Source organism: Salmonella sp. SAL00672, from assembly GCF_046552175.1.
Taxonomy (GTDB): domain Bacteria; phylum Pseudomonadota; class Gammaproteobacteria; order Enterobacterales; family Enterobacteriaceae; genus Salmonella; species Salmonella enterica.
Genome location: NZ_JBGDUQ010000008.1, coordinates 168053 through 178644, shown reverse-complemented (window position 1 = coordinate 178644; position 10592 = coordinate 168053). Strand labels below are relative to the sequence as shown.

At 55.7% G+C, this 10592-nt stretch carries 11 protein-coding genes and 1 pseudogene; 1 reads left to right on the top strand and 11 read right to left on the bottom strand.

Annotated features, from left to right (window positions below; translation table 11 throughout):
* The 8 genes and pseudogenes from ACLJTG_RS18410 to napF all read right to left on the bottom strand — a co-directional run.
* A pseudogene (locus ACLJTG_RS18410) lies at positions 1–77 on the bottom strand (heme ABC transporter ATP-binding protein CcmA); the annotation flags it as partial.
* A gap of 20 nt (positions 78–97) precedes the next feature.
* Entirely contained in the window at positions 98–700 is a 603-nt protein-coding gene (napC, locus tag ACLJTG_RS18405; RefSeq protein ID WP_000431778.1) for a cytochrome c-type protein NapC, read from the bottom strand.
* A gap of 9 nt (positions 701–709) precedes the next feature.
* Entirely contained in the window at positions 710–1159 is a 450-nt protein-coding gene (napB, locus tag ACLJTG_RS18400; protein ID WP_000835182.1) for a nitrate reductase cytochrome c-type subunit, read from the bottom strand.
* Positions 1160–1274: 115 nt separating this feature from the next.
* Complete coding sequence (gene napH, locus ACLJTG_RS18395; RefSeq protein ID WP_000013529.1) at positions 1275–2144, bottom strand: quinol dehydrogenase ferredoxin subunit NapH; 870 nt, start codon at positions 2142–2144, stop codon at positions 1275–1277.
* Positions 2131–2826 (bottom strand): ferredoxin-type protein NapG, encoded by a 696-nt coding sequence (gene napG, locus ACLJTG_RS18390; RefSeq protein ID WP_023242532.1) that lies wholly within the window; start codon positions 2824–2826, stop codon positions 2131–2133. The genes napH and napG overlap by 14 nt, the downstream gene beginning before the upstream one ends.
* Before the next feature lie 6 nt (positions 2827–2832).
* Complete coding sequence (napA, locus tag ACLJTG_RS18385; protein WP_079951354.1) at positions 2833–5319, bottom strand: nitrate reductase catalytic subunit NapA; 2487 nt, start codon at positions 5317–5319, stop codon at positions 2833–2835.
* The gene (gene napD / locus ACLJTG_RS18380) at positions 5316–5579 is read right to left on the bottom strand and encodes a chaperone NapD (protein WP_001260058.1); all 264 of its coding nucleotides are present in this window, start codon (positions 5577–5579) and stop codon (positions 5316–5318) included. The genes napA and napD overlap by 4 nt, the downstream gene beginning before the upstream one ends.
* Entirely contained in the window at positions 5569–6060 is a 492-nt protein-coding gene (gene napF, locus ACLJTG_RS18375) for a ferredoxin-type protein NapF (RefSeq protein ID WP_079951355.1), read from the bottom strand. Before napF ends, napD begins: the two co-directional genes overlap by 11 nt.
* A gap of 413 nt (positions 6061–6473) precedes the next feature.
* On the opposite strand from napF, the gene eco reads away from it, so the two are divergent.
* A complete protein-coding gene (gene eco / locus ACLJTG_RS18370) occupies positions 6474–6968 on the top strand; it encodes a serine protease inhibitor ecotin (protein WP_061380659.1) in 495 nt (164 codons plus the stop codon).
* Positions 6969–7144: 176 nt separating this feature from the next.
* Here eco and ACLJTG_RS18365 read toward each other — a convergent pair whose 3' ends face one another.
* The 3 genes from ACLJTG_RS18365 to ada form a co-directional block, all read right to left on the bottom strand.
* The gene (locus ACLJTG_RS18365) at positions 7145–8788 is read right to left on the bottom strand and encodes a multidrug ABC transporter permease/ATP-binding protein (RefSeq protein ID WP_064043068.1); all 1644 of its coding nucleotides are present in this window, start codon (positions 8786–8788) and stop codon (positions 7145–7147) included.
* A 75-nt stretch (positions 8789–8863) separates the two neighbouring features.
* Entirely contained in the window at positions 8864–9514 is a 651-nt protein-coding gene (gene alkB, locus ACLJTG_RS18360) for a DNA oxidative demethylase AlkB (RefSeq protein WP_000884991.1), read from the bottom strand.
* A 2-nt stretch (positions 9515–9516) separates the two neighbouring features.
* Complete coding sequence (gene ada, locus ACLJTG_RS18355) at positions 9517–10578, bottom strand: bifunctional DNA-binding transcriptional regulator/O6-methylguanine-DNA methyltransferase Ada (RefSeq protein ID WP_064043069.1); 1062 nt, start codon at positions 10576–10578, stop codon at positions 9517–9519.
* Positions 10579–10592: the final 14 nt, after the last annotated feature.

The window sequence follows — 10592 nt, the reverse complement described above, 5'->3', positions numbered from 1 at the left end:
GCCTCCACGGTGAACGACAGCCCGCGAAACAGCGTCCTCTCGTCCCGCTCGCAGTACAGATCTCTGGCTTCAAGCATTCCCACTCATCAACGTCCTGTCAGAAACCTGGTTTAACATCACGCATATCCGGCAGTTTATGCGCGATCCCTTTGTGGCAATCGATACAGGTCTGTCCGTCTTTTACCGCCTGATCGTGCATTTTCGCCGCGACGCCTTTTTGCGCGGTCAGATCCATAAAGTCGAAATTGTGGCAGTTACGGCATTCCTGCGAGTTGTTGTCTTTCATGCGCCGCCACTCATTTTGTGCCATTGTCAGGCGATGAGCTTCAAATTTCTGCGGTGTATCTATCAGCCCAAATACCTTCGCATACAGCTCTTTACTGGCTTTGATCTTACGGATCATCTTCGGCCCCCACTCATGCGGCACATGGCAGTCAGGACAGGTGGCACGAACGCCGCTACGGTTGTTGTAGTGGACGGTTTCCATGTACTCCTCATACACCGTGTTGCGCATTTCATGGCAGCTAATACAAAACTCTTCGGTGTTAGCCTTTTCCATGCCGGTATTGAAGCCGCCCCAGAAGATGATGCCGCCGATAAAACCGATTAACAGCAGCGTCCCCAACGCCAGGCGGCTGGGGCTGCGCCACCATCGCCAGACGCGCTTTATCCAGCCGGGTTTACGGTTAGAATTTTCCATAATGACCTCTTATTTCCCGTAACCTTGCGAGGGGGTAAAGGTATTGTCGATAATCGGCGCGGTATCAGACTGCGGTACGTGGCACTGCAGGCAGAAATAACGACGCGGCGCGACGTTGCCCGACACTTTACCGTCGCTGTCCATAAAGTGCGTCGGACTGATACGCGGCGCGCCCGTCGTACGATAACTTTCCACGCCGTGGCATTGCAGACAGCGGTTGGTATTGGTCGTCACCTGGTAGCCCTCGACGCTGTGCGGGATCATCGGCGGCTGGTTGACGTAATTTAGCGGCATACGCTCCTGCTCTTTCGGCATACGAATCGCCCCTTCCTGCGTCCCGGATACTTCCGGCGACTGGCTCAGATCCACTCCGTTTGCCGCCCAAACCGCACCACTTACCACCAGGGCAAGCGTGGCCATCCATTGACACAGCGCTTTCATCAGGTCATGGCTTTTCATTGTTTCGCTCCCGAACTCCATCGCATTTACACTTCATCCTTCGAGCTGCCTCTTTGTTGGCTGCGCTCCAAAATCCCAGTCACATCGTTATCTATGCTCCCGGGGATTTCCTCGCTTACCGCCGCGATGCATCCCGAATGATGTTGCGTATCGTTATTGTAAAAACATCCTCAGAACAGACATCCACGCAGCGACCGCAGGTCATGCAGTCGCGGTGAGTGACCTGCGCCGGGCTTTGCTCATCCAGCACCGGCGCACGTAGCACATGCGGTTCCGGGCAAACATGAAAACAATCCATACAGCGATTACATTTCTCACGTTTTTTGGCCGTCACGGTCACTACGCCTTTACTGCCCAGCACGCCATACAGCGCGCCCATCGGGCAAATATGGCCGCACCAACCGTGCTCAACGACTAATAAATCAAATAAAAACAAAGCAATAATCAGCAACGCGCCGCTACTAAATCCCATAATCAGACTACGACCTAACAGCGACACGGGATTAATCCATTCCCACAGCAGCGTGCCGGTCAACGCCGAACCGATTAACACCACCACCAGAAGGACGTACCGTATATGGCGTGGAATCGTCGCAGACTGGTTCAGGTCAAATTTCCTGCGCATCCAGTTAGCCAAATCGGTAACGGGGTTTAGCGGGCAAACCCAACTGCAAAATAGTCGCTTTCCCGCCAGCGCATACAGCACAGCGATAATCACTGCTCCCGTCAGCGCCACGGTAGCGGGAAGATGTCCACTGGCGAGACTTTCCAGGGTAATCAGCGGATCGGTCAACGGGAGGGTATCGAACAGCAAACTACTGCTGTAGTTGCCATGCAAAACCCAAAAGCCCAGCCACGGGCCGCTGAGAAACATCCCCAGCACCATAAACTGGCTGATACGGCGTAACACCAGCCAGCGGTGGCTACGCCACCAGCCTTTTTTCGCCCGCGCTTCTCGCCCGGCGTCGCGTTTACGATTTGCCATCTTTCCCCTCCAGCCAGCCGAAGCGGTAATGGTGTCCTAACTCCCCTTTCGCCAATGACAACGGCAACACTTTTATCGCTGGTTGCTCCAGTACGCAGACTTTTTCGCATTTGCCGCAGCCGGTACAGGCGTCGCTGTGTACGGTGGGCAGAAAGCGCGCATGTTTGCCGGTGCGCATGTTGCGATCCAGTTCCAGCGTGATGGCCTCATCGATTTTCGGGCATTCGCGGTAGCAAACGTCGCAGCGCAGCCCCTGAAAGTTGAGGCAGTTTTCCTGATCCAGCAGCACCGCCAGCCCCATACGCGAGTCATCAATGGAGGCGATATCTTTATTCAGCGCCCCGCTGGGGCAGACTTTGGCGCACGGAATGTCTTCACACATTTCGCAGGGGATGTCGCGAGCGACGAAATAGGGCGTGCCTGCCGATAGCCCGGAGGCCAGCGTCGCCAGTTTTAGCGTGTCGTATGGACACGCCTGAACGCACTGCCCGCAGCGCACACAGGCGCTGGCGAAGGCATTTTCATTCAGCGCGCCAGGCGGACGCAGCCGCACGCCCGATGCGCGCGCGGTTTGCTGTTGCAAGCCCAGCGCCACGCCAACCGCCGCCAGCCCGCCCGCAGTGCGCACAACATCACGCAGAAAGCGGCGGCGGCCATTTTGGGGTTTCGCTGTACGGGACATAACGCGTTACACCTTCGCCAGCTTAACGGCGCACTTCTTGAAGTCCGTCTCTTTAGAGAGCGGGTCCGTCGCATCCAGCGTCAGGTTGTTCACTAGCTGAGCGGCATCGAAGAACGGCATATACACCAGTCCCTGCGGCGGACGGTTACGTCCACGCGTTTCGACAATCGAAATCACTTCGCCGCGGCGGGATGACACTTTAACCTTATCCCCACGACGCAGATCGCGCGCTTTCGCATCCAGCGGGTGAATAAAGACCACTGCTTCCGGGAAGGCGCGATGCAATTCAGGCACGCGGCGCGTCATACTGCCGGTATGCCAGTGTTCCAGCACGCGACCGGTGGAAAGCCACAGATCGTACTCGTTGTCCGGCGACTCCGCCGCGGGTTCAAATGGCAGCGCGAAGATCACCGCTTTGCCATCCGGTTTACCGTAGAATTTGTACCCTTCCCCCGCTTTTACATACGGGTCGTTGCCTTCGCTGTAACGCCATTGCGTCTCTTTGCCTTCGACGACCGGCCAGCGCAGACCGCGCGCGTTGTGGTAATCGTCGAACGGCGCCAGATCGTGCCCGTGGCCACGTCCAAACCAGGCGTATTCTTCAAATAGCCCTTTTTGCAGATAGAAGCCCAGCTCACGAGACTCATCGTTTAACTGCTCCTCTTTCAGCTCGCTCAACGGGAATTTGCTGACCGCAGGCGTGGCGAACAGAACGTCATACAGCGTTTTACCGCGCAGCTCCGGCTTCTGGGCCAGCAACGCCTCCGGCCAGACCTCCTCGGTTTTAAAACGACGGGAGAACTGCACCAGTTGCCAGAGGTCGGATTTAGCTTCGCCCGGCGCTTTAATTTGCTGACGCCAGAACTGCGTGCGGCGTTCGGCGTTGCCGTAAGCGCCTTCTTTCTCAACCCACATGGCGGTCGGCAGGATCAGATCCGCAGACAGCGCGCTCACCGTCGGGTAAGGATCGGAGACAATGATAAAGTTACGCGGATCGCGCCAGCCCGGCATTCGATCTTCATTGATGTTCGGCCCGGCCTGCATATTGTTATTACACATTACCCAGTAGACGTTCAGCTTGCCGTCTTTCAACGCGCGATCCTGCGCCACCGCGTGTAAACCCACTTTTGCCGGGATAGTGCCAGCGGGGATCTGCCAGTGTTTTTCGCAGATATCACGGTGTTTTTCGTTCGTCACGACCATGTCTGCGGGCAGACGGTGTGAGAAGGTTCCCACTTCACGCGCCGTACCGCAGGCGGAAGGCTGGCCGGTCAGCGAGAAAGGACCGCAGCCAGGCTGGGAGATTTTTCCGGTCAGCAGATGCAGGTTGTAAACCAGGTTATTCGCCCACACGCCGCGGGTATGCTGGTTAAAACCCATCGTCCAGTAAGAGATCACGCGCTTATTCGGATCGGCGTAGAGCTGCGCCAACTGTTCCAGTTGATCTTTCGGCACGCAGGTCATTTCAGCAGTCTTGTCCAGCGTATATTCCGCCACGAAAGCTTTATACTCGTCGAAGCTCATCGGCTCGGAAGCGTCGGAGCCCGGATTCTTCGCCGCTTTTTCCAGCGGGTGCGTCGGGCGTAAGCCGTAGCCGATATCCGTCGCCCCTTTACGCAGATTCACATGCTTTGTGAAGAAATCCTGATTTACCGCGTTGTTCTGAATAATGTAATTCGCGATATAGTTAAGGATCACCAGGTCGCTTTGCGGGGTAAAGACAATACCGTTGTCCGCCAGTTCAAAGCTGCGGTGCTGGAAGGTGGAGAGGACGGCAACCTTCACGTTCGGGTCGGACAAACGGCGGTTAGTGATGCGCGACCATAAAATCGGGTGCATCTCCGCCATGTTGGAACCCCACAGCACAAACGCATCGGCCTGCTCAATATCGTCGTAGCAGCCCATCGGTTCATCCATGCCAAAGGTACGCATAAAGCCCACCACCGCCGAGGCCATGCAGTGACGCGCGTTCGGGTCAATGTTGTTAGAGCGGAAACCAGCCTTGAACAGTTTCGCGGCGGCATAGCCTTCCCAGATGGTCCATTGACCCGACCCAAACATGCCGATCGCTTCTGGTCCTTTCTCTTTCAGGGAGGTTTTAAACTTCTCCTCCATCACATCGAAGGCCTGTTCCCAGCTCACCGGCGTAAACTCGCCGTCTTTGTGATAGCTGCCGTCTTTCATGCGCAGCATCGGCTGCGTCAGACGATCTTTACCGTACATGATTTTGGGCAGGAAGTAGCCTTTAATGCAGTTCAGACCACGGTTGACCGGCGCATCGGGGTCGCCCTGGCAGGCGACCACACGGCCCTGCTGCGTTCCCACCAACACACCGCAACCCGTTCCGCAAAAACGGCACGGCGCTTTATCCCATTTGATGGCTTCCTGCTGCCCGACAACGGCGCGGGCGACGCCCGGCACGCTCAGACCGGCAGCCGCCGCAGCGGCCGCAACGGCGTTAGCTTTCATAAAGCTACGACGACTGAGTTTCATGGTGTTTCCTCACCTTGCTCATCCTGCTGGTGATAAACCAGCGACACCGCCAGTACGCCCTCGACATTGCGTACTGACTCAATTGTTTGCATCAGCGTTTCACTCTGATCTGCTTCCGCCACCACGATCAGTTGCCCGCTTTCAACGTCGCTTAACGCGACTTCGCAACCCGGCAACGTGTTCAACTGTGTGCCAATGGCGGCGATGTTCTGACTTTTGGCCTGCACGACCAGGCTACAGACCTGCCAGTTAGTGCGCATGGTGGTTCTCCGCTTTGATGGCTGACACGGGACAGATAGCCACACACGCCCCGCATCCGTGACAGGCCTGCGAGTCAAGCTGCGGCTGGTAAATGCCGGATAGCGTGGGACGAAAGGTAATGGCCATAGGTTCACAACTGTCCTGGCAGCGATGGCATTCAACCGATTGCCTGGCGAGGCAGTTTTCCGTGAGCGTAAAAATCAGATCCCAGGCCCTGGTGTGGCGCGGAAGAAAAAGCGATTCAGTACAGGCCTGCGCACAGGCATAACAAAAGCTGCACTCGCCCCGTTTGAAATCTACGCTCGGATATCCCCCCGCCCCTCGCTGCAGGATGTCGGCCTCACACGCCTGGATGCAGGCGTCGCAACGCAGACAATGCGCGAGAAAATAGGTCGTTTCTCTGGCCCACGGCGGAAAAATCCCATTGCTGGCGTTGCGCCAACTGCCGGTCAACATGCTTCGACGGGATAAATCAACCATGATATCGCCCTTCCATAACGACACGCTTCCATAGGGAGTGAATGCCAATAAAAACCGTACAATTTATGAGTAGTTATTTTTGTAAATAAGATATTTCAGGATGTGTAAGAGATGCATACCCCGATAGAGGTAAATGCTGTTGCCGGATCAAAAGAGTGCCGGGTAAAGACCCGTAAACGTGCTTTTTCTCACATTTCAATGAGTTATATAGATACTTATATAACGAAAATCACTAATAGTTGATAATTTCATTTACATTATCAATATCGGAATATTCCACTATATAAAAAGACACTATTTTATTAATAATCTTGAAAATATGAACAAATACAGATTAATAGATAATATGAATGTGTTAATCTGTCTCCCATGCATACCGAAAACAGCAGAAAGGAAATACTGTGAACAATCAAATGAAGATGTTTGTCCCTGCCGTCGTCTTCGCCGCCCTCGCCAGCGCCTCTGCCTGGGCTAACAATGGTGATACCGCCCAGCCGCTGGAAAAAATCGCCCCCTATCCGCAGGCGGAAAAAGGAATGAAGCGGCAAGTGATAACCCTTACCCCTCAGCAGGATGAATCTACCCTCAAAGTGGAACTGTTGATTGGTCAAACGCTGAATGTGGATTGTAACCAGCATCGCCTCGGCGGCACGCTGGAAACAAAAACGCTGGAAGGCTGGGGCTATGACTATTATGTCTTTGATAACGTCACCTCTCCGGTATCAACCATGATGGCCTGCCCTGAAGGTAAGAAAGAGCAAAAATTCGTCACCGCCTGGCTGGGTGAAGACGGGATGGTGCGCTACAACAGCAAGCTGCCGATCGTGGTGTATACCCCGGCGAATGTGGACGTGAAATACCGCATCTGGAAAGCGGACGCTAACGTACAGAACGCCGTCACGCGATAATGTTACGCTGCCCGGTCACACTTACCGGGCATCTGAACACGCCGACTCACGCAGCGCTCCGGGGTTCTTTTCAAAACACGTCTGGAAATCCGCTCGCCCGATGCCTGGTGGCGACGCGTAGCATCTTATCAGGCCTACGGGCTGCCATCAGGTGGTTCATCCGGCGCCATAGTCCATTACGCAGTACGCGCAACCGCATCACGCGAGGCGGCATCACGTTCGTCGCCAGTGAGTTCGGTTAGCTGTCCGTTACGCATTTCAAGCAGACGATCGGCGTGAATAAAATAGTGATCATCATGGCTAATGGCGAAAATGGTTTTGCCCATTTCCTGCATTAACGGCAACAGTACCTGATAAAATTCCCGGCGGAAATGCGGGTCCTGATCGGCGGCCCACTCATCCAGCAAAATAATATCGCGCTCTTCCGCCAGCGCCAGCAGCAGCGCAATGCGCTTTTTTTGCCCTTTCGACAGTTTAAGATTCAAAATGCGCCCATCGTTTAGCTCCAGCTTGTGCGTCATTTTCAGGTGCTCAAGCCACTTTTCGACCAGAGCGGGATTGGCGGGTTTCCCCTGCGGCCCCAGCAGGCGGTCGAATAACCACACATCGGTGAACACCGCAGAAAACAGTTTGCGATAATCTTCCGACTGTCCGGCGGCAATAGGTTGACCATCAAGTAAAATCGTTCCCGATTGCGGCTGGTATAAACCGGTCAATAACATGGCCAGCGTCGATTTCCCGCTACCGTTGCCGCCAATTAAAAACAGCAGTTCGCCGCGGTGAATCGTCAGGTTGATGGGCCCCACGGAAAACGCGTTATCCTGATAGTGGAAAACCACGTTGCGCAGCTCCAGCGTCTTCCAGTCGGGAAAGGCTTTCGGCTGTGGAAAATCAGGCTTATACGGGGCGAGCGCGAATTTATTCAGTTTATTAAACGCCACCTGGGCGGTCAGTAGCGTTGGCAACGCCCCCACTGCAGACAGCAGCGGCGTGCGCAGGAACAGCAACGTCAGTGAATAGGTCGCCGCGACGTTAGTATCCGCCCAGCCGAGACTATTCGCCATCCAGAAGACCAGGCCTATCGCCCCCAGCATCATGATATTCGACCAGTTGACGGCGCTCAGATGAAAAGTATCGGCACGGATAATGTGATGACGGTACTCTTTGGCGTCCGGGATATAGCATTGCTGAAAAATCTGCTCCGCACGCTCGCGGTTTAGCGTCAGCTCTTTGCGTCCTTCCAGCACCGTCTGATAGTCGTTGTACAGCTTATCTTCGGTCTCGCGCAGGGTCGCCATATGCTGGTAAACCCGCGCCACCAGCACGAATCCGCCCCAGATAGTGACCGCCATCCAGATAGCCGTAACCAGCAGCATTTTTGTCGATAGCATCGCCAGATACGCCGCCGAGCCGACGGTGAGGATAATGCCCTGCACCAGCTCAGGCAGACGCACAAAGGCGATAGTAATATTGCGAATATCGCTGGTCAGACCGGCCAGTAAAGAGGCGCTGCCCAGTTGCTCAATGCGTTCAACGTGCGTATCCAGAATGCGCTTGATAAATTCGCTGCGCAGGCGGTAAACGAAATGGTGTCCCAGAGTGGTGAGCGCCAGTTGGGAACCTAATGTGACGACCATTAGTAACAGGAGCAGGCCGAGAAATTCCGGCAGCACCATGACGGTGGTGTCCACCGTTTCAATCAGGCGCTGATTGATAAACGCGATCAGGCCAATCCCCAGCGCCGCGCTGGCGAGGCTCAGCGCTATCACGCTAATAAATGGCCAGCGGTACTGCCGCCAGACAAGAATAAGAAGTTCCATGCATACAACCCGGACCGATAATAACAGCCCGCAGTTTAACTAACTCCACCTGCACAGCAATAATAATTCTTATTTTTATTCTTTTTCAGCCGCCTGACGGAAGGTGAGATTGTAACGAAATTCACCGGTCATGGGATGAAAGCCCGCTTTAAGCGGCTGGATACCATGATAAAACAGCCGGGACTCGCCGCCCCAGACCACGATATCGCCATGCTCCAGTAAGATCCGCTGGAGCGGATCGCTGCGACGCAGGCCGCCAAACTGAAAAACCGCCGGCACCCCCAACGAAACTGAGACAATAGGCGCGCGCAGATCCGGCTCGTCTTTATCCTGATGCAGCGACAGTTTTGCGCCGGGCGCGTAGCGATTGATCAGGCAGGCGTCCGGTTGGAAGCTCGCATACCCTGCCGCGATTGCCGCCTGACGACATACGCTGGCAAACGATAACGGCAGCGCAGGCCAGGGTTTATCGGTCAACGGATCGCGCACGGCATAACAATAACCGTGACGATCGGTAGTCCACCCTAACGCGCCGCAGTTGGTCATCGCCACCGACATGGTGTAGCCGCCCGGCGTCACCATCTGACGAAACGGAGACTGACTGGCGACAAACCCGATATCGTCTAATAGCGACTGCGCCGCGCGAAACGCAAAGCGGCGCAACACCACCGCGCCAGGCGCCAGGGGCTCTTGCCAGGGCGCTTCATCAGCAAATAGATCCAGCATTGCTACTCCTCTTTTTGCGCTTCTCGCTTTAATAGCTGCGCTTTTCGACGCACGCCCCAACGATAACCGGAGAGCGCGCCATCGCGACGCACGACCCGATGACACGGGATCACCATCGCCAGTTTATTCGCGCCGCACGCGCTGGCGACCGCGCGTACTGCCGTGGGTTTGCCGATAGTCGCGGCAAGCTGTTGATAGCTTACGGTTTCGCCGCAGGGAATTGCGCATAACGCCTGCCAGACCTGCTGTTGAAACGCGGTTCCCTGGATATCCAGCGGCAACGAGAGCAGCACATCGCGTGTGTTGATAGCCGCGACAACCTGCCGCACCCGTTGCTGAAAAAGCGCGTCGGCAGGTTCGTGGCGGGCCGCCGGGAACAGGGTGTGTAATTCAGCCAGTAGCGCGTCGTCGCTATCACCGGGGAGAATCGCGCAAATCCCCCGCTCGCTCTCCGCCACCAGGCACCGTCCGTAAACCCAGTCCGTCAGCGCATAGCGAACGGAGACATTATCGCCGCCTTTGCGAAACTGTTTTGCCGTCATGCCCAGCGTCTGGTCGGCATGACGGTAGTAGCTACTGCTATCCGGGAAGCCGGCGCGATAAATAGCCGCCGTGATCGGCTCTCCTTTCGCCAACGCCTCACGCAGCCGCCGGGCGCGCCACGCCTGCTGCCACCCTTTCGGCGTCATACCGGTGCTCGCTTTAAACAAACGGTGCAGATGAAACGGGCTCATCGCCACCGCCTGCGCCAGAGACGCCAGCGTTACCGGCGTCTCCTGCTCAAGTAAACGGCAGGCGCAGGCAATCTTATCCAACCGCCGTTGCTGCGCGCGCGCATTATCCGGCTGACAGCGCTTGCAGGGGCGAAAACCGGCGTCCAGCGCCTGCTGCGCGTTGGCAAAAAAGCGAACATTTTTACGTAACGCCCGCTTCGAGTGACAAGAAGGGCGGCAAAAAACGCCAGTGGTTCGCACCGCAAAAACGAAACGCCCATCCGCGCTGGCATCGCGCGCCAGCACCCGCAACCAGCATTCATCATCGGTAAGTAACGCTTTTTTCATCATAGACTCCTTCATTA